Origin of the sequence: Thalassotalea atypica, from assembly GCF_030295975.1 — a bacterium.
In the GTDB taxonomy this organism is placed as follows: domain Bacteria; phylum Pseudomonadota; class Gammaproteobacteria; order Enterobacterales; family Alteromonadaceae; genus Thalassotalea_F; species Thalassotalea_F atypica.
Genome location: NZ_AP027364.1, coordinates 1,343,099 through 1,361,753, shown reverse-complemented (window position 1 = coordinate 1,361,753; position 18,655 = coordinate 1,343,099). Strand labels below are relative to the sequence as shown.

At 38.4% G+C, this 18,655-nt stretch carries 16 protein-coding genes; 7 read left to right on the top strand and 9 right to left on the bottom strand.

Annotated elements, in window-relative coordinates:
- Positions 1-477 precede the first annotated feature (477 nt).
- Positions 478-2,322 carry a M1 family metallopeptidase gene (locus tag QUE03_RS06345; protein ID WP_286266279.1) on the bottom strand — a complete coding sequence of 615 codons (1,845 nt, stop codon included), beginning with the start codon at positions 2,320-2,322 and terminating at the stop codon, positions 478-480.
- 100 nt (positions 2,323-2,422) lie between these two features.
- The gene (locus QUE03_RS06340; RefSeq protein WP_286266278.1) at positions 2,423-3,289 is read right to left on the bottom strand and encodes a flagellar protein MotY; all 867 of its coding nucleotides are present in this window, start codon (positions 3,287-3,289) and stop codon (positions 2,423-2,425) included.
- A gap of 174 nt (positions 3,290-3,463) precedes the next feature.
- Here QUE03_RS06340 and rnt point away from each other — a divergent pair, with 174 nt between their 5' ends.
- Positions 3,464-4,141 carry a ribonuclease T gene (gene rnt / locus QUE03_RS06335; protein WP_286266277.1) on the top strand — a complete coding sequence of 226 codons (678 nt, stop codon included), beginning with the start codon at positions 3,464-3,466 and terminating at the stop codon, positions 4,139-4,141.
- A gap of 63 nt (positions 4,142-4,204) precedes the next feature.
- Here the strand turns inward: rnt and QUE03_RS06330 are convergent, their stop codons facing one another.
- A complete protein-coding gene (locus QUE03_RS06330) occupies positions 4,205-4,810 on the bottom strand; it encodes a peroxiredoxin (protein WP_286266276.1) in 606 nt (201 codons plus the stop codon).
- Between the two features lie 105 nt (positions 4,811-4,915).
- Positions 4,916-5,254, bottom strand: a complete 339-nt coding sequence (locus QUE03_RS06325) for a Grx4 family monothiol glutaredoxin (RefSeq protein WP_286266275.1) — start codon at positions 5,252-5,254, stop codon at positions 4,916-4,918.
- A 250-nt stretch (positions 5,255-5,504) separates the two neighbouring features.
- Between QUE03_RS06325 and sodB the strand changes: the two genes are divergently transcribed.
- From sodB to QUE03_RS06305, 4 genes are all read left to right on the top strand, one after another.
- On the top strand, positions 5,505-6,086 hold the full coding sequence (sodB, locus tag QUE03_RS06320) for a superoxide dismutase [Fe] (RefSeq protein ID WP_286266272.1): 582 nt from the start codon (positions 5,505-5,507) through the stop codon (positions 6,084-6,086).
- Between the two features lie 226 nt (positions 6,087-6,312).
- Positions 6,313-8,247: a PrkA family serine protein kinase gene (locus tag QUE03_RS06315; RefSeq protein WP_286266271.1), complete on the top strand. Its 1,935-nt coding sequence runs from the start codon at positions 6,313-6,315 to the stop codon at positions 8,245-8,247.
- Positions 8,248-8,270: 23 nt separating this feature from the next.
- A complete protein-coding gene (locus tag QUE03_RS06310) occupies positions 8,271-9,548 on the top strand; it encodes a YeaH/YhbH family protein (protein WP_286266267.1) in 1,278 nt (425 codons plus the stop codon).
- Between the two features lie 22 nt (positions 9,549-9,570).
- Complete coding sequence (locus tag QUE03_RS06305) at positions 9,571-11,082, top strand: SpoVR family protein (RefSeq protein WP_286266265.1); 1,512 nt, start codon at positions 9,571-9,573, stop codon at positions 11,080-11,082.
- 66 nt (positions 11,083-11,148) lie between these two features.
- Here QUE03_RS06305 and QUE03_RS06300 read toward each other — a convergent pair whose 3' ends face one another.
- From QUE03_RS06300 to fadR, 4 genes are all read right to left on the bottom strand, one after another.
- Positions 11,149-11,973 carry a tetratricopeptide repeat protein gene (locus QUE03_RS06300; RefSeq protein WP_286266263.1) on the bottom strand — a complete coding sequence of 275 codons (825 nt, stop codon included), beginning with the start codon at positions 11,971-11,973 and terminating at the stop codon, positions 11,149-11,151.
- A gap of 492 nt (positions 11,974-12,465) precedes the next feature.
- Complete coding sequence (locus QUE03_RS06295) at positions 12,466-13,293, bottom strand: tetratricopeptide repeat protein (RefSeq protein WP_286266261.1); 828 nt, start codon at positions 13,291-13,293, stop codon at positions 12,466-12,468.
- A 213-nt stretch (positions 13,294-13,506) separates the two neighbouring features.
- Positions 13,507-14,331, bottom strand: coding sequence for a tetratricopeptide repeat protein (locus QUE03_RS06290; RefSeq protein ID WP_286266259.1), 825 nt, complete (start codon positions 14,329-14,331; stop codon positions 13,507-13,509).
- A gap of 248 nt (positions 14,332-14,579) precedes the next feature.
- Entirely contained in the window at positions 14,580-15,290 is a 711-nt protein-coding gene (gene fadR, locus QUE03_RS06285) for a fatty acid metabolism transcriptional regulator FadR (RefSeq protein ID WP_286266257.1), read from the bottom strand.
- A 306-nt stretch (positions 15,291-15,596) separates the two neighbouring features.
- Between fadR and nhaB the strand changes: the two genes are divergently transcribed.
- Positions 15,597-17,186 carry a sodium/proton antiporter NhaB gene (gene nhaB / locus QUE03_RS06280; RefSeq protein WP_286266255.1) on the top strand — a complete coding sequence of 530 codons (1,590 nt, stop codon included), beginning with the start codon at positions 15,597-15,599 and terminating at the stop codon, positions 17,184-17,186.
- Positions 17,187-17,274: 88 nt separating this feature from the next.
- Positions 17,275-17,793, top strand: coding sequence for a disulfide bond formation protein DsbB (dsbB, locus tag QUE03_RS06275; protein WP_286266253.1), 519 nt, complete (start codon positions 17,275-17,277; stop codon positions 17,791-17,793).
- Positions 17,794-17,853: 60 nt separating this feature from the next.
- Here the strand turns inward: dsbB and QUE03_RS06270 are convergent, their stop codons facing one another.
- The gene (locus tag QUE03_RS06270; protein WP_286266251.1) at positions 17,854-18,495 is read right to left on the bottom strand and encodes a LiaF domain-containing protein; all 642 of its coding nucleotides are present in this window, start codon (positions 18,493-18,495) and stop codon (positions 17,854-17,856) included.
- Positions 18,496-18,655 lie beyond the last annotated feature (160 nt).

Genomic DNA, 18,655 nt, shown 5'->3' with positions numbered 1-18,655 from the left:
TAAAGAAAAGATGATATGAACGCTCCGCTAGAAACAACACTGATATTGGTAGCGTACTAAGCAAGGTCACTTTTATTTACATCGATTCTTTCTAAATTGCTTAATTTTTAGTCTTATAATTTAAGGATAGTAAAAAATTTGGAAAAATGAAATTTATTCTTATATTTCAACAACTTTACTTATTAAAAGACGCAAAAGATGCCCTACCGAATTGTTCATTCAGCAATACAAGCCTTTGCTTGGGGTTTGACGAAATTTGTTCTTATTATATTAAGTCGTTCTTAGTGGTTTACCTCTTAAGATCTATAGCGCATTTTATTTTTAGTTAGAAGCATCTAAAGAAGTATAGAAAACAATTAGTTAAATTTACAAATAGCTAAATATAATTTTCATTAGTTTGCAGAAAAAATAAGATTAAACGCCATAAAAAAACGCTGATTAAAATCAGCGTTTTTTTATCTCTAAATGCGGTAAATATCAATTTAATATATTATCAATAGTCCCTTGTGCCAAAGGATGGTAGCCAGGTCGGGCTATTTGATATACTTCCCTAGCCCAAGCTTTCCCTTCACTTGACTCTGCCAATGATTTGTATATCGGCACAATCAACTTTCTGCGCCCAATGCCAATCAAATAATCTCTCATTGGCGCCATGACAACTTTGTAATTTGCCTTTAAAGCAAGCATGTACCAAGCGTGTGCAATTTCTGCATTGGTGCTTGTTGTTAGCTTAAATTGCTCATCCAACACTTTCATTTTTTCTAAAGAAATATTTACCGGCAAGTTATTAATGAAGTGCAGCCACTGATGAACTGTCCATTTGTCAGTTGGTAATGCTGATAACGATATTTGATCGCCAATATATTGAGATATTTGCTGATCAATTATGATGAATGCGTTTGAGGTTGGTTTTGGTACAAATGAAGGCAAGCCCTGCTCGTATATCCATTCATTGACCTGCTCCATACTAACAACACCAGGGTGTTTGTTGATCAATTCTTTTTCGATGTAAGTAACAAAAGCTTGTGTTCCAATCGGTTCGAAAGCGAATTGATCAAAATACTCACGGACGAACACGTCAAAGACATCACGACCAAACTTATTTTCTAAATAAATTAAGAACAATTGGCCTTTAGTATATGGCACTCCAGAAAAGGCGTCGTCAGGATCTCTGCCCGCTAAATCTATATAAAGCTGCGTATCGCCCGGAGGTAATTCAGCAATTTCATAACTTAAGCCTTGTGCGTCTAATGATTGCTCCATCACAGCACGGTTACGTCCAAATACTTCTTCCATGATGCGATTTTCAACATAACTGGTAAAGCCTTCGTTTAACCATAAATCGCGCCATGATTCGTTAGTCACCAAATTACCCGACCACGAATGTGCTAGTTCATGGGCAATAAGATTGACTAGGCTCTTGTCGCCGGCGATTACTGTTGGTGTAATAAAGGATAAACGAGGGTTTTCCATGCCGCCAAACGGAAAGCTTGGTGGCAAAATTAGTAGATCATATCTACCCCAACGGTATGGACCAAAGAGCTTTTCTGTCGCATCAATCATCGCCTGAGTATCGTTAAATTCTGCAACGGCTGAGTCAACAACACTTGGCTCTGCGTAAATACCAGTATATTTACTCATCGGCTTGAATGTTAAGTCCCCTACTCCAATTGCAATCAAGTATGGAGGAACAGGCTGCGGCATAGAAAAGTAGTAATCACCATCTTTTTTGGTGTCAGGCACATTATTCGCACTCATCACGGCGAGTAATTGAGGATCAGTACTGATCCGTGCTGTATAAGTCATACGGACACTTGGCGTATCTTGAATAGGGATCCAAGAACGTGCGTGAATGGCTTGGTTTTGACTAAACATAAACGGATGCTTTTTGCCTGCAGTCTGCGCTGGCGTTAACCATTGCAAACCTGATGCCTTGTCTGTCGATTGATAGTAAACACGTAACTTAGCGGCTTTAAATGGCGCACTCACCGTAAGCTTACTACCTAAAACATCGTCTCGTTTTGCTAATTCGAAATCAGCTTTTTGCCAATTGCCACTAGCACTTTTGGCCATCACTCGCTCAATAATAAGATCTCGTGTATCTAAATAAATTGGCTGGTTCGATTCACTGATCCAATGTAATGAAAGCTCGGCAAAACCTTCTAAAGCTTTTTCTTCAAAGTTGACAGACAAATCCAAATAGGCATGTTTGACTTTAACTTGGTCATAATTAGCATAGGTGTAATCGTCATTAACTTCGGCATAGGCAAGATTTACTATGCAAATTAGCGACAATAAGAAAACTGAAAAACGATGTTTCATTTATCTCTCTACTTTGTTGATGTATAAAAAATAGGCGTGTAGATTAAACCCAATCTACACGCCTATTCAACTGTTATATCTATTATACAATTTCTTTTTTCTATGGTTTTTCCATTTGGATCACAACACGGCGGTTTTTACTGCGGCCAATTACGCTGTTATTAGAGGCTATGTGTCTTTTCTCACCATAACCTTTAGCTTCTATTCGACTGGCATCAATGCCATTTTTAACAAAATATTCTCGAATTTTATTTGCTCGTTTCTCTGATGTTTTTTGGTTAGTCCAACGGCCACCATAACTATCAGAATAGGCATCAATTAGAACAAGCTCCAGTTCTGGATCTAAACTTAAATACTCACTGATCATCGCCATACGGCGCAAAGAAGCTTTAGTGAACTTATCGCCACCAAATTCAAAATTAAGTACGGTATAGGAAATATCCTCAAAGCTAAAATTCAGTAAATTCCCTAGACAACCAACGAATTCTCGATACGCTTCTTGAAAGCGGGCCGTCGACAATCCAACAGCTATTTTGTCTGCATTGCTATACCAATCATCATAATAAAACGTGGGATTCATGCCTTGCTCTAATTCACTGAGCATAGTCCAAGCAACTTTCTTGGATAGGCTAGGGTTGAATTGTTTAAACAACTTCATGTCTGCAAGTGTTCTATCACTCATACCTGGCCTAAAACTAGGGGCAACTGAACGTACTTCGGCTAATGAATAGCTGTCGGGCATCCTTAACATATCCAACTCAAACATCAAATTGTTTGAACGACTGGCTATACTCGCAAAGCGAGCTTCACCATAATTTGGAATGTTATGCGATAGAGTGCAATTTAAACGAGAGTTTTGAGACAGCTGCCACTCGGAACTAGCCAAATCCGCTTGATATTGGCGCATGCCTGCCTGTGCTTGGCTGGCTATAATTATCCCTAGAAATAGTGAAATTGTTTTTGTCATAGCATTCATTATTTAAAGTAACTTACACCCTATGTATCGACAGTCCTACGTTAAACTTTACCACTAATTAAAAAAAAGCGGGCTCTTAACAAATTCAGTAAACTCAGGTCGAGTTTGCTTGCTATATCTGAGATAATACAAAAATTATAGCTTTATTCATATCATTGTTCATTTATGTTAGACGTATCTAAAGAAACTACCGTAACCTCTAAAGAAGAAAAGTCGCCAATGGCGCAAAGATTCAGAGGATATTTCCCTGTAGTAATCGATGTAGAAACCGCAGGCTTTAATGCAAAAACCGATGCCCTCTTAGAAATGGCGGCCTGTACGTTAAAACTGGATGAGGCAAGTGGCGAATTTTCTATTGATGAGAAGATTTGGTTTAATATTGAGCCTTTTGAAGGCGCAAATCTTGAGCCCGCAGCATTAGAGTTTACCGGCATAGACCCAACAAACCCATTGCGCGGTGCAGTAGAAGAAAGCGATGCACTTAAAGAAATGTTTAAGCTCATTCGTAAAAAAATGAAAGCAGCAGGATGTCAACGCGCAGTTATGGTTGCTCATAACGCCGCCTTTGATTTAGGTTTCTTAAATGCAGCCATTGAACGTTGCAATATAAAGCGCAGTCCGTTTCATCCCTTTGTAAGCTTTGACACAACTACTTTATCCGGACTTGCTTTCGGTCAAACCGTGCTCGCTAAAGCTTGTGAAGCAGCAGAAATTGAGTTTAATAACAGTGAAGCTCACAGCGCACTTTATGATACCGAGAAAACGGCTGAATTGTTTTGCAAAATTATCAATAAATGGCAGCGCTTAGGTGGTTGGCCTTTAATTGCTGAAGAAGCCAAATAATGTATAAAAAAAGCCAGTCATTGACTGGCTTTTTTATTTACACTAATTTATTTTGTGGATAAATTATAATTCGTCAGCGTTATCCGCTAAGTAAGATGCAACACCTTCTGGAGATGCAGTCATACCTTTGTCACCTTTGTTCCAACCAGCAGGACACACTTCACCGTGTTCTTGGTGGAATTGTAATGCATCAACCATACGAATCATTTCATCAACGTTACGGCCTAGTGGTAAATCATTAACGACTTGATGACGAACATTGCCTTCTTCATCAATTAAGAATGAACCACGGAACGCAACACCTGCTTCAGGATGCTCAACGTCGTAAGCTTGACAAATTTCATGTTTAACGTCAGCAACTAAAGTGTATTGAACTGGGCCAATACCACCTTCATTTACTGGCGTGTTACGCCATGCATTATGAGAGAACTGAGAGTCAATAGAAACACCAATTACTTCGACGCCACGGCTTTGGAACTCTTCCATACGATGATCAAAAGCAAGTAACTCAGAAGGACATACAAATGTAAAATCTAATGGATAGAAAAATACAACTGCTTTTTTACCTTTAATTGCTTCTGAAAGTGTGAAGCTATCTACAATTTCACCGCTACCTAAAACTGCTGCTGCAGTGAAGTCCGGAGCTGGACGACCGACTAATACACTCATGTTATTCTCCAATGTTATAAAGTGTGACAATTAACAGCGTTAACCATTAATTAATTAATTCAACAGCACTAGTATTGTGCTGTATTGTAAAAATTCAACAGATTACTATGAATTTTCTTCAGTGCTTGCTTTGGCGGCAGACTCGGTAATTAACGTCTGTAATTCACCTTGTTGGTACATTTCCAAGATAATGTCACAACCACCAACTAGTTCACCGTCAATCCATAGTTGTGGAAATGTAGGCCAATCAGCATACTTTGGCAGCTCGGCACGAATGTCAGGGTTTTGTAGGATATCTACATAAGCAAACTTTTCACCACAAGACATTAACGCTTGTGAAGCTTGTGAAGAAAAGCCACAACTTGGCAACTTTGGTGAACCTTTCATATATAGCAAAATAGAATTTTCTGCGATTTGCTCTTTAATACGCTCAATAGTATCCATGACGACCTCTTTGCAAATGCTACAAGCACCATATGCTTATAATGCATTTTACTTAACTAAAAATAATAACTTAAACCTTGCAAAGTGATGGTATTACCCCAATATTTGGGTAAACTATGCAAGGCTTCGAAAACTTGAGTATTTTACTCGGTTTTTTATAAAAGCAAACTATTTCTTTAAGTTAAATTAAGAATATGTAAGTTTGTTGAATAATAAATATTTCTAATCAAAAAGTTCCTGGAGACTATAAATGGCTATTGAATTACCAGCATTACCTTATGCACAAGACGCATTAGAGCCGCACATTTCAGCAGAAACGCTATCATTTCACTACGGCAAGCATCACAACACATACGTTGTAAAGTTAAACGGTTTAATCGAAGGTACTGATTTCGAAGGTAAATCTTTAGAGGATATCGTTAAAACTTCAGAAGGCGGCGTATTTAACAACGCAGCTCAAATCTGGAACCACACTTTCTATTGGAACAGCCTAAGCCCAAATGGCGGTGGTGCTCCAACCGGCGCACTAGCTGACGCTATCAATGCAAGTTTTGGGTCATTTGATGAGTTTAAAGCACAATTCAACAACAGTGCAGTAAACAACTTCGGTTCAAGCTGGACTTGGTTAGTGCAAAACGCTGACGGCAGTTTAGCAATTGTAAATACATCAAATGCAGCAACACCATTAACTGACGAAGGTGTGACACCACTAATGACAGTTGATTTATGGGAACATGCTTACTACATTGATTACCGCAACCTACGTCCTAGTTACCTTGAAGGTTTCTGGGCATTAATTAACTGGGAATTTGCTTCAGCAAACTTCGCATAATTAATGAATGAGCATACTAAAAGTCAGTGTCTTCACTGACTTTTTTTTGCCTTCTTAAAGCTCTCGCCTTAAAAAAACACATTTCCAGCTAAATTCGCACGATAATATTTACACTTTTTTCTGCTAAAAACTTTCCTCTCTTTAGGAAAAAACTACTACGCTTATAAATAGATATTGCATTTCCTCGGTCTATATTAATACATCCTTTTCTGTCTGGGAGGCGATTATGAGTATTTTTGAGCATTATCAATCTCGTTATGATGAAGCACAGCAAGAAGAGTTTACTCTGCAAGAGTTCTTAAATATTTGTCGTGAAGATAAATATGCCTATGTAAGTGCTGCCGAACGGCTATTAAATGCCATAGGTGAACCGGAAATGGTGGACACTTCGAACGACCCAGCCCTTAGTCGTATTTTCTCAAACAGAGTCATCGCTCGTTATCCGGCTTTCAAAGATTTTTATGGTATGGAAGAAGCCATTGAACAAATAGTGTCTTATTTGAAGCATGCCGCGCAAGGCCTAGAAGAACAAAAACAAATTTTGTATCTATTAGGCCCTGTTGGTGGTGGTAAATCCTCACTGGCTGAGAAGTTAAAAGCGTTAATGCAGAATGAACCTATCTTTGTACTATGTGCAAATGGTGAGCGAAGCCCTGTCAACGATCACCCTTTTTGTCTATTTGACTCCAATTCTGACGGTAAAATACTTCAAGACGAGTACAACATCCCTGCGCGCTACTTGAATACGATTATCTCGCCTTGGGTTGCCAAGCGCTTGCACGAATTTAAAGGTGACATCGCTCAGTTTAAAGTTGTAAAAGTATATCCTTCTGTACTTGATCAAATAGCCATTGCAAAGACCGAGCCTGGAGACGACAACAATCAAGATATTTCATCTCTCGTAGGTAAAGTAGATATTCGTCAACTTGAGCACTTTGCCCAAAATGATCCCGATGCTTATAGTTACTCTGGCGCCTTATGCCGTGCTAATCAAGGTATGATGGAGTTTGTTGAGATGTTTAAGGCACCGATTAAAGTATTACACCCATTACTTACAGCCACCCAAGAAGGCAATTACAACCCAACCGAAGGCTTATCCGCACTGCCTTTTAACGGCATAATTTTAGCGCACTCAAACGAATCAGAGTGGCAAACGTTTAGAAACAACAAAAATAATGAAGCGTTTCTTGATCGAGTCTATATCGTCAAAGTACCTTATTGTATGCGTGTTTCTGAAGAAGTAAGAATTTACAAAAAGCTGTTAGAGCACAGTGAACTTAGCAATGCCCAATGCGCGCCTGATACCTTGGAAACCCTGGCACAGTTTTCTGTTTTATCACGCCTGAAAGATCCTGAGAACTCGAGCATCTATTCGAAAATGCGCGTTTACGATGGCGAAAGCCTAAAAGATACTGATCCTAAGGCCAAGTCCTATCAAGAATATCGAGACTATGCTGGTATCGATGAAGGCATGTCTGGGCTATCAACACGTTTTGCTTTTAAAATATTATCTCGCGTTTTTAATTTTGACCATTTAGAAGTTGCAGCAAATCCTGTTCACCTTTTCTATGTACTTGAGCAACAGGTAGAAAGAGAACAGCTACCAAGTGAGCAACAAGAACGATATTTAGAGTTTATTAAAGGCTACTTAACGCCGCAGTACATTGAGTTTATTGGGAAAGAAATACAAACGGCCTACTTAGAGTCCTACTCAGAGTATGGTCAGAACATTTTCGATCGATACGTCACCTACGCAGATTTCTGGATTCAAGATCAAGAGTATCGTGATGCAGAGACTGGGCAATTATTTAACCGAGAGGCCTTAAATAACGAATTAGAAAAAATCGAGAAACCCGCAGGCATCAGCAACCCTAAAGATTTCAGAAATGAAATAGTTAATTTTGTCTTACGCGCTAAAGCCAATAACAACGGGAAAAACCCTAATTGGACTAGCTATGAAAAATTACGCACGGTAATTGAAAAAAAAATGTTTTCCAATACTGAAGACTTGCTACCGGTCATTTCCTTTAATACCAAAACATCGACGGACGATCAGCAAAAACACGATGACTTTGTTGAACGTATGATGAGCAAGGGGTATACCCAAAAACAAGTACGGCTTTTATCAGAGTGGTATTTACGCGTCAGAAAATCTTCTTAACCTTGTATTAAGGAGATTAGCCTATGGCAAATTTTATTGATCGACGCCTAAACAGTAAAAACAAAAGCACGGTTAATCGTCAGCGCTTTATTAGAAGGTACAAGAATCAAATTAAGAAGTCTGTTTCTGATGCTATTAATAAGCGCGGCGTAACCGATATTGAGAGTGGCGAGAATATTTCTATTGCTCGCAAAGACCTCAGCGAGCCGATCTTCCACCAAGGAGAAGGCGGCATAAAAGATCGTGTTCACCCTGGCAATGATCAGTTTTCTACAGGTGATAAAATAAATCGACCACCAAAAGGGGCTGGCCAAGGTACTGGGCAAGGTGATGCAAGTAACAGCGGAGAAGGCCAAGAAGATTTTGTTTTTTCAATTTCGAAAGATGAATACCTAGACCTGCTATTTGAAAATCTAGAGTTGCCTAATTTAGAGCAAACTCAGTTTGATAAAATGATTGAGTACAAAACTGTACGCAGTGGGTTTTGTGCAGAAGGTTTGCCTGCCAATATTGATATTGTTAAGTCACTACAAGGTTCCATTGCACGCAGAATTGCAATGACATCAAGCAAACGCAAAGCATTGAAAGAAAAAGAAAGAGAACTCCTAGAACTAGAACAAGACAACCTCGACCATATTCAAGAAATTAAACAGATAAAACTTGAGATTGATGCGCTCAAGGAAAAAATTAAAAAAGTGCCTTTTATCGATACTTTTGATTTGCGCTACAGAAACTTTTCCAAAGAAGCTGTACCTACATCAAAAGCAGTGATGTTTTGTCTGATGGATGTTTCCGGTTCAATGGATCAAGCGACTAAAGATATTGCGAAACGATTTTATATCTTGTTATACCTATTTCTGACGCGTACTTATAAGGAAATTGACGTAGTCTATATTCGTCATCATACGCAAGCCAAGGAAGTCGATGAGCAAGAATTTTTTTATTCTCAAGAAACTGGGGGCACAATTGCATCTAGCGCTTTAGAGCTCATGTATAAAATCATGAATGATAGATACAGTTCAAATGATTGGAACATCTATGGCGCACAGGCATCGGATGGAGACAACTGGGCTGACGACTCACCATTATGCAAAAAACTTCTGTTGGAAAGAATTATGCCCAAAGCGCGCTATTTCAGCTATGTAGAGATCACTCAGCGTGCTCACCAAACATTATGGAATCAATACCTCGATGTCGCTCAATCTTGTGGTCACTTTGCTATGCAACACATTAAGAGTGTCGAAGATATCTATCCTGTGTTTAGAGAGCTTTTCAAAAAGAACGACAAAAGCGCCGCCTAATCAAAGAAGTGAGGACGAGCCAATGAACCAGACAAAGCCACTTGATGATAGTCCAGATTGGACATTTAAAAAGCTTACTCAATATCAAACTGAAATTGCGCGTGTTGCCCAGCATTATCGACTAGACACATATACAAACCAAATAGAGGTGATAACCGCAGAGCAAATGATGGATGCCTATGCCAGTGTCGGTATGCCTATTGGATACAACCATTGGACATTTGGTAAAAAATTCATACAAACAGAGCAAACATACAAACGCGGGCAAATGGGCTTAGCCTATGAAATAGTGATAAATTCGGATCCCTGCATTTCCTATCTCATGGAAGAAAATACCATGACCATGCAAGCTCTTGTTATGGCACATGCATGTTACGGTCACAATTCATTTTTTAAAGGAAATTATTTATTCAAATCCTGGACTGATGCAGGTTCAATAATCGACTACTTGCTATTTGCTAAAAAATACATTGCCGATTGCGAGCATAAGTACGGTATTAACGATGTAGAGACAACACTAGATGCCTGTCATGCACTAATGAATCATGGGGTTGACCGTTATAAACGACCTCAAAAAATATCCCTCGATGAAGAATTGAAAAGACAAAAAGAACGGGAAACTTATCTTCAATCACAAGTTAACTCATTATGGCGAACCTTACCGGCAAAAGAGAAAGAAGAGCCAAGTGGTAGTATCAAGTTTCCTATAGAGCCTCAAGAGAATTTACTTTATTTTATAGAAAAGAATGCTCCGTTATTAAAGCCATGGCAGCGAGAAATTGTCCGTATCGTACGAAAGATCTCTCAATACTTCTATCCACAAAAACAAACCCAAGTCATGAATGAGGGCTGGGCCTGCTTTTGGCATTACACTATCTTAAATCACTTGTACGACGAAGGGCTAGTTACCGATAAGTTCATGCTCGAATTTTTGCACAATCACACCAACGTCGTTGCCCAGCCTGATTATAATAGTCCTTATTACTCAGGTATAAACCCCTATGCATTAGGCTTTAATATGTTTATCGATATTCGCAGAATTTGCGAAAATCCAACGGAAGAAGACATCAAATGGTTTCCTGAAATCGCAGGTAAAAATTGGCTAGATACAATACATTTTGCCATGGAGAACTTTAAGGATGAGAGTTTTATCAGTCAGTTTTTGTCCCCAAAATTAATGCGCGAATTTAGAATGTTTCACATTCACGACGATCACAATAAAAACTATCTAGAAGTAGCTGCTATACATAACGAAAGTGGTTACCAAAATATTCGTACTGCATTATCAAACCAATATAATCTCAGTAATCTTGAGTCCAATATTCAAATTACTCATGCAGAAATAAACGGCGATCGCTCATTAACGCTCAAACATACACCGCACAATGCAGCACCTTTAGCGGATTCCTGCCAGGAAGTACTCAAACACTTGCACTATTTATGGGGCTTTGACGTAAAACTTATTGAAGAAAATAACGATGATGAAATCACAGAGCTAGCTCGTTGCCCTATGGCAACTGAAAAAGAAATCTAACAAAAACGACTTAATTATAAAGAGTCTATTAAGTCGTTGTTATCATATTTTTACATATAAGAATTTTTACTGCCCAGAGGCTGCACGATTATAGTTTACAAATAGAAACGTATAGTCAGCCATACCTTCAACACCATCAGAGGCATAACACTGAGTCCGCTCAGCACAGGATTTACCGGTAAAGCGTGTTCCTGTAGTTTTTACAGGGCGTCTATAGGTTACTAACTGTTCTCTTAACACAGTCTCTAGTGGCGGTGAAGTCACCGTGATCACTTCCATTTCATCTTTTGGCCACGATATAGAACCATCTCTTGAAGCCATCAAAGGTGATTGTTGTAGCTCTGCCATTAACTTAGGGAATGATTGTGGCGAGATCTCATTTTCTTGCTGAACGTATAATGCCACTTTAGCCACTTCAGGAAAACGCTGTTGATAAGCGTCAGCAAAGTATTCATCAGCTAGAGCATAATCTTGACGACCATATTTAGCATCAAAATAAATCATACCAAGAACAAAGTTAGCGGCTTTATAATCTTTTTTTGCTGCTTTCTTAAGGTAATCAATCCCCTTGTCTATGTCTTTATGGCCATCTTCACTTAAGTAAATAAGCCCCGCTTTAAGCTGAGCCGCACTATCACCTCCTATACGAGAGGCTTTTTTAAAGTACCTTAATGCCTCTCCCACATTTTTTTCAGTACCATATGCATGGTAATAAAACTGACCTAGCGTCGCCATTGCTTGTGGATGGCCTCGCTTAGCTGCCAATTTAAATTGATGGAAGTATTCTTCGCACTCTTGGGTTTGGCAATTTGACGGTAACTTAGCGGCAAAAACAGAGTTGCTTAACATCACAATTAGCACACCGGTAAACATGTTTTTAATAGTTTTCATGGTTAACTTCCCTTTTTCATATTTGGTACAAATAAAAGTTTCACCATCAATATATGATTGTAGCTAGCTATCCGCCTTTAATACCCTTTGACATTAGTTAATATTTTCTAATAACTAAGAGTAAGCAATTATTTATCTTTAGTTTTAAGAAGACAGAGACTCCCTTTCCCTCGCCAAGTTAACAATTGAATATCATTCGAAACCACCAGGAAATATGAGAAAAAATTATAGTGACTGAGAATGAATCTCACTTAGATAGTTCTACCAAACTTTGTAATTTCACAATGTAAGTGTGCTATGTCGGTGCAGCTTTTCAGTATTGAGGTGTGGGATCTGAACGAATCTATAAAAAAATAACGGTTATGGGAAGAGATAAATGTGATGAATTGCTGCTTGGAATACACATATTTACTAAGAAATAAATTAAAAAACGATGTCATTCATTAAAATAACATCGCTTTCTTACCTGATTTACGAAGTTACCTTACTGGGTTAGCCGCCACTAACGATTTTGCCAGTAAAGCCATCTAAAAACATGTTAGCAAATGCAGTACCATCCGCAATGTCAACATTAATACAAGTTAAACGTTCAACACAGCTTTTACCTAAAAATCGAGTACCGACTGACTTAATGGGCTTTCTAAATTCAACAAGCTGTTCATTAAACGTGGTTTCAAGGGATGCGGAAGTAATGGTAATGACCTCGATATCACCTTCAGGCCAACTCATCGTTCCATCTTTATCTTTCTCAAGAGGTTTGTATTGCATCTGGGCATATAACTTAGGGAATGTATTGGTGTCTAGCGTCATGGTGTCATCAATAAACTCAATCGCTTCAGGTATTTGCTCAAATTTGCTCTTATAAGATTTTGCAAAATAGGCGTCTGCTTTTTTGATGTCTTGACGACCATAACTTTCATCCAAATGCACCATACCCAAAACAAAGTTAGCGCCTTTAAATTTATTGCTCGCAGCTTTTTCCAAATATTCAACACCCTCATCGATATCTTTATGCGATTTACTGGTTAAATAGATAAAGCCGGCTTTAAACTGGGCCGCACCATCTTTGTATCGTGACGCTTTTTTCAAATATTTAAGCGCAAGCTTTTCATTTTTATCTGTACCATACCCGTGGTAATACATTTGCCCCAACATGCCCACAGCTTGAGGGTGCCCACGTTTAGCCGCTTTCTTATATTGCTTAAAGTAATTAATGCAAGATGATGTATCGCATTGTGACATTTTTTGCGCCAGGGTATTAGCTGACATGAGTAACGTAACAAGCATCATTAAACCACTAATTTTAGAAGCACTTATCATAATTTCCTTCCTTTATGTTAATTAGTAATGTTAGGTAAAATATAACCATTACTATTAAGCTAGCTTCATATGAAAAATAGTCCAAGACCTCTCATCACTATACCCGCTCCGTTCATCACTTAAGTCAAAATTTTTCAAATCTAGGAAAAACAGGCATAAAAAAAGGTGAGGTATTTCAGTCAGCAATACCTCACCAAGCTCTACCAAAACGTATTAGTTACTAACGTTAGCCCCTGAAAATGTATTTAAAAACGTATTAGCAAAAGCACTACCGTCTGCAATACCAACACTGACACATGTCATACGTTGCACACAATTTTTACCGTGAAATCTTGTACCAACAGACTTGATCGGTTTTCTAAAGACAAGCAGTTGTTGGTCAAATGTAGTTTCGAGTGATGGAGATGAGATGGTAATTATCTCAATATTTCCTGTAGGCCAATTTATCGAGCCATCATCGTCTTTTTGAAGTGGTTTTTTCTGCATTTCGGCAAATAGCTTAGGAAAAGTTGCTGCATCCAAAGTCATGGTTGTTTCAATAAATTGCACCGCCTCTGGCATCTGTTCAAACTTAGCCTCATAAGACTTCGCTAAATATTTATCGGCTTGTTTGATGTCTTGACGACCGTATTTTTTATCCAAATGCACCATACCCAAAACAAAGTTAGCGCCTTTGAACTCATTATCTGCAGCCTTTTCTAAATACTCGATGCCATCATCTATGTCTTTATACTCTTCACTTGTTAAGTAGATGTAGCCCGCTTTAAACTGTGCTGCCGCATCTTTGCTTCTAGAAGCTTTCTTCAGAAATTTCAACGCCAATTTTTCATTTTTTTCAGTGCCATAAGCGTGATAATACATTTGCCCCAGGGTTGCCATCGCTTGGGTATGGCCACGTTTGGCCGCCTTTCTGTATTGTTCAAAGTAATTGACGCAGGTGGAAGTATCACATTGAGTCATTTTTTGCGCTGAAATGTTTGGCGAAATGATTAACGCACTAAACATCAAGATGCCACAGACTTTAGAAGCATTTATCATAAATTTATTCCTTTGTTTTCATTATTAACCGTCTCTGTTAATAAAATGTTGATGACTATTGATAACCTATATTTTCAAAAGGAATTCTCCAATACCACTTATCACTGTATATCCACCATTCATCACTAATATGAAATTTTGATTTACTTTACCGGACGAGTGTTAATATGGTGAAAAGTTACGGGCACAAAAAAACGAGTACAAGAAACCTTGCACTCGTTTTATATATTTTCATAAAGTATATTGAGCTATTCAGCTAATTCTTTAAGTACTTCTTCTTTCAATTCTAACCAAAGCTTGCCTGATTCTATACCGTATTTGCGAACGGCAAATACCGACTCATCAAATTTTCCGGCTTTTGCATGCTCAATTAAGCTCTCATAATATTGTCGAGAGATTTCTCTGCCTTTAGGATGTTTAAAGTACAAACCGCCCAGTCGAGAATATAACCCTCTAAAACCATTAAGAATAAGTAAATAAATTGAGTTCCCCGAAGCAACTACTAACTCTTTGTTTAACCTGTAGTCAAAATCAGCAAAATCTTCACCATTATCCGCTACCTCTTTGTAGCCTTCTAGGATTTCAATTGCTTTCTCAGGGTTATTTTTAATGGCTCCACGGACATAGATTGCACTGATATTTGTACGCGCTGACATCAGGTTATCAACCAACTCAGGAATACCATCTTGATCGAGTTGCGCTAACGTTTCCAAAATATTCAAACTGGATGTTTCCCAAAAATTATTCACTTTGGTCGGTTTACCATGCTTGATTGTCAGCCATCCATCACGAGCTAAACGTTGCAACACTTCGCGTAACGTAGTTCGTGTGACACCAATCAGTTCTGATAGCTCACGCTCTGCGGGAAGGATAGATCCAGGAGGAAATCCTCCGTTCCAAATTGATTCGACGATATACTGCTCTGCGAATCCAGCTGGACTCTGTGCTTTTATGACCATTAAGATGACATCACTTTCACGTTATAAATTACAACTGATTGTACCAGAAGAATAAGTCAGCACAACCAGTTATAAGCTTGTTTTTGCAACACCAAAGACACATCACTTATATATATTGAATTTTAACCTACTGAGTAAAGCCAATAGTAGAAAAAAATGGCTCGCTTTTCACGTTGCTATTGATGCACTTCAACTTTTGATGTGCTTTCTTTAAACCAATCAAATTATTGTGTTATATTCGGATTACACAATTAAAATGTAAGCAGTTTATGTTTACCCATAATTATTTTCTAAAAAAGGTAAGTTATGCAGCAATCGTATATGAGTGCTTTCTTTAAAAACTTTTTAGGCAACTCGCCAGAATGGTATAAATACGCAATTATTGCGTTCTTAGTAATTAACCCAATTCTCTTCTTCTATGTCAGTCCATATATAGCTGGATGGGCATTAGTGTTGGAATTTATCTTTACGTTAGCGATGGCGCTGAAATGTTATCCATTACAGCCTGGAGGCTTACTAGCCATTGAAGCTGTTTTTATTGGCATGACCACCCCAAAGCACGTACTCAGTGAAATCATCATTAACATTGAAGTACTGCTACTATTAATCTTTATGGTCGCCGGTATTTATTTCATGAAAAACCTGCTACTGTTTTTGTTCACGAAAATAATTACTCGTGTTAAATCTAAAACCGCCGTATCCCTACTATTTTGTTTCGCCGCAGCATTCCTCTCTGCGTTTTTAGATGCGTTGACGGTAATTGCTGTAATCATCAGCGTCGCCGTTGGTTTCTACTCTGTTTACCATAAAGTAGCCTCAGGTAAAGATTTTCATCACGACCATGATCATACTTCAGATAACGAACTGGCCGAACTTTCGCGTAACGACTTGGACGACTTTCGTGCGTATTTACGCAACTTATTAATGCATGCTGGTGTAGGTACTGCTTTAGGTGGTGTTTGTACTATTGTCGGTGAGCCACAAAACGTTATTATTGGTCAACAAGCAAATTGGGAGTTTGTAGAATTTGCTATTCGTATGTCACCGGTTACTTTTCCTGTATTTATCGCTGGTATGTTGACATGTGTATTATTGGAAAAACTGAAATGGTTTGGCTATGGTGCCCATCTTCCTGATAATGTTCGAAATATTCTGCAAGACTTTGATGAGCAAGAATCAAAAAAACGTACTCGCCGTGACAATTTAAAGCTCATTATGCAAGGTGTTGTTGGTGTTTGGTTAATTGTTGCGCTAGCACTTCATCTAGCGGCTGTTGGCCTAATTGGTTTAACCGTTATTATCTTCGCCACGGTGTTTACTGGTGTTACTGACGAACATCAAATTGGTCATGCATTTGAAGAAGCATTACCTTTTACCGCGCTACTAGCAGTATTTTTTGCCATTGTTGCTGTAATTATCGATCAAAAGCTATTTAGCCCAGTCATTACTTGGGTACTGACGTTTGAAGGAAATATGCAACTGGTAATGTTCTACTTAGCAAATGGCTTCTTATCCATGGTATCCGACAATGTCTTTGTTGGTACGGTATATATAACAGAAGTGAAAAAAGCTCTATTAGCCGGACAAATCACGCGCGATCAATTTGATATGTTAGCTGTAGCTATTAACACAGGTACAAACTTACCAAGTGTGGCAACACCTAACGGGCAAGCAGCTTTCTTATTCTTGTTAACATCTGCCTTAGCGCCTTTGATTCGCTTATCATACGGTCGAATGGTGGTAATGGCTTTCCCTTATACTATAGTGTTAACCATTGTAGGTTTGTTAACGATCTCTTCAGGTTTCTTAACCAGTCAAACGGCTGCCTACTATGAATCCGGTCTCATTCACCATCACACCGTAGATGAAGCGAAAGAAGACCCCGCTGGTCACTAATAATTTTTAACAAAAAGCGTCTTATAGGCGCTTTTTTTTTATCTTGAATTAGATACACTATTACAATTTTTAAGAATAAGGCTTTTTAGTGAAATTTATCAGCGACCTTCCCTTGTCTTCTCGCCCATGGTTATTATTGCTCCTTAGCGCACTAATATTTGAAGCATGCGCATTATTTTTTCAATACGGTATGGAGCTCAAACCATGCATCATGTGCATATATCAACGTGTTGCGATATGGGCAATTTTCTTTGGAGGAGTGATCGGCATTATTGCGCCTCAACAACTATTATTTAGGTTAATCGGATATGGGCTATGGGGAACAGGGGCCGTATGGGGCTTACTGATTGCATTAGAACATGTTGAAATGCAAAGCTCTGCAATGTCATTATTCTTCACCTGCGAATTTGTACCCAATTTCCCAAGTTGGGCACCACTACATGAGTGGATACCGTTCTTGTTTGAGGCCTCAGGAGATTGTGGAGAGATCAGCTGGCAATTCTTCGGTTATAGTATGCCTCAATGGATGGTAGTAATATTTGCTGGATACACTGCAGTGCTTGCAATAGTACTACTGACCAGAATTGCTGTCGCGAAAAACCTATAAGAGTTAGGAGCTCAAAAAAAAGCGAGTTCTACTCGCTTTTTTTGTTGGTTAAGCATCATGTTAATTAAACATGTTTTTCATACTGTCTGCAAAAGCAACAAAGCGTTCTTTAATGGTACGTTTTATTTTAATATCTATACCACTGAAAATAGACAAACCTTCAATGATGATAGTTGGCGCATTAGTTAACTGTGTAGACGGTGCACTGTTGTCCACGCTACCGAAAATACAAAATGCTTTTGAAATGACATTTACGTTTTCAGGTACATAGATGTTATCGCCGCTGAACAAGCTAAATAGCTTTATCGTGACTTGTGGTTGGCTAAATTTTGCATCAGTAAAATCAATATCAGAGCCACTAAAAATGCTAAACACACGAACTTCTTTTGCTACGTGCCAAGCACCATTTCTATTACTGCCACTAAAAACGTTCACCAAGTAATCAATCTCTTGAGTCTCGCCCGGTTCAAAATTATTGAAAAAATCCCGCTTTTTATTATCTACATACGTCTGATCAACGCTAATATCTAAATCATCCGCCAAGGCTGAAATTTCTTTGTTGTCGCGGCTTTCCATCGCAATATCTAAGCGTCGTTCAAATGCTTCGTAAGAAAGCTCACCATGACTGTAGTTCATGATCAGTTTATCAATAACTTCTTCTCTAACCGTTTCTGTTGGCCTATCTTCAGTAGCGACTGGCATACATACATCCTTTTCATGTGATAAGAAATCAATTTAAGTTCATAATATAAGCAATCTCTGCACCATAATTTATATCCTTATAAATCAATTGGTTATGATTTTTTATGCAAGTTAGTTTGTATAAAGTCACAATCGTTACGTTTTCTAACCAACAAACTCA

What these genes read in the sequence shown, in the direction of transcription:
- QUE03_RS06345 (WP_286266279.1), bottom strand. Translation starts at nt 2,322, where the DNA reads ATGAAACATCGTTTTTCAGTTTTCTTATTGTCGCTAATTTGCATAGTA.
- QUE03_RS06340 (WP_286266278.1), bottom strand. Translation starts at nt 3,289, where the DNA reads ATGACAAAAACAATTTCACTATTTCTAGGGATAATTATAGCCAGCCAA.
- rnt (WP_286266277.1), top strand. Translation starts at nt 3,464, where the DNA reads ATGTTAGACGTATCTAAAGAAACTACCGTAACCTCTAAAGAAGAAAAG.
- QUE03_RS06330 (WP_286266276.1), bottom strand. Translation starts at nt 4,810, where the DNA reads ATGAGTGTATTAGTCGGTCGTCCAGCTCCGGACTTCACTGCAGCAGCA.
- QUE03_RS06325 (WP_286266275.1), bottom strand. Translation starts at nt 5,254, where the DNA reads ATGGATACTATTGAGCGTATTAAAGAGCAAATCGCAGAAAATTCTATT.
- sodB (WP_286266272.1), top strand. Translation starts at nt 5,505, where the DNA reads ATGGCTATTGAATTACCAGCATTACCTTATGCACAAGACGCATTAGAG.
- QUE03_RS06315 (WP_286266271.1), top strand. Translation starts at nt 6,313, where the DNA reads ATGAGTATTTTTGAGCATTATCAATCTCGTTATGATGAAGCACAGCAA.
- QUE03_RS06310 (WP_286266267.1), top strand. Translation starts at nt 8,271, where the DNA reads ATGGCAAATTTTATTGATCGACGCCTAAACAGTAAAAACAAAAGCACG.
- QUE03_RS06305 (WP_286266265.1), top strand. Translation starts at nt 9,571, where the DNA reads ATGAACCAGACAAAGCCACTTGATGATAGTCCAGATTGGACATTTAAA.
- QUE03_RS06300 (WP_286266263.1), bottom strand. Translation starts at nt 11,973, where the DNA reads ATGAAAACTATTAAAAACATGTTTACCGGTGTGCTAATTGTGATGTTA.
- QUE03_RS06295 (WP_286266261.1), bottom strand. Translation starts at nt 13,293, where the DNA reads ATGATAAGTGCTTCTAAAATTAGTGGTTTAATGATGCTTGTTACGTTA.
- QUE03_RS06290 (WP_286266259.1), bottom strand. Translation starts at nt 14,331, where the DNA reads ATGATAAATGCTTCTAAAGTCTGTGGCATCTTGATGTTTAGTGCGTTA.
- fadR (WP_286266257.1), bottom strand. Translation starts at nt 15,290, where the DNA reads ATGGTCATAAAAGCACAGAGTCCAGCTGGATTCGCAGAGCAGTATATC.
- nhaB (WP_286266255.1), top strand. Translation starts at nt 15,597, where the DNA reads ATGCAGCAATCGTATATGAGTGCTTTCTTTAAAAACTTTTTAGGCAAC.
- QUE03_RS06270 (WP_286266251.1), bottom strand. Translation starts at nt 18,495, where the DNA reads ATGCCAGTCGCTACTGAAGATAGGCCAACAGAAACGGTTAGAGAAGAA.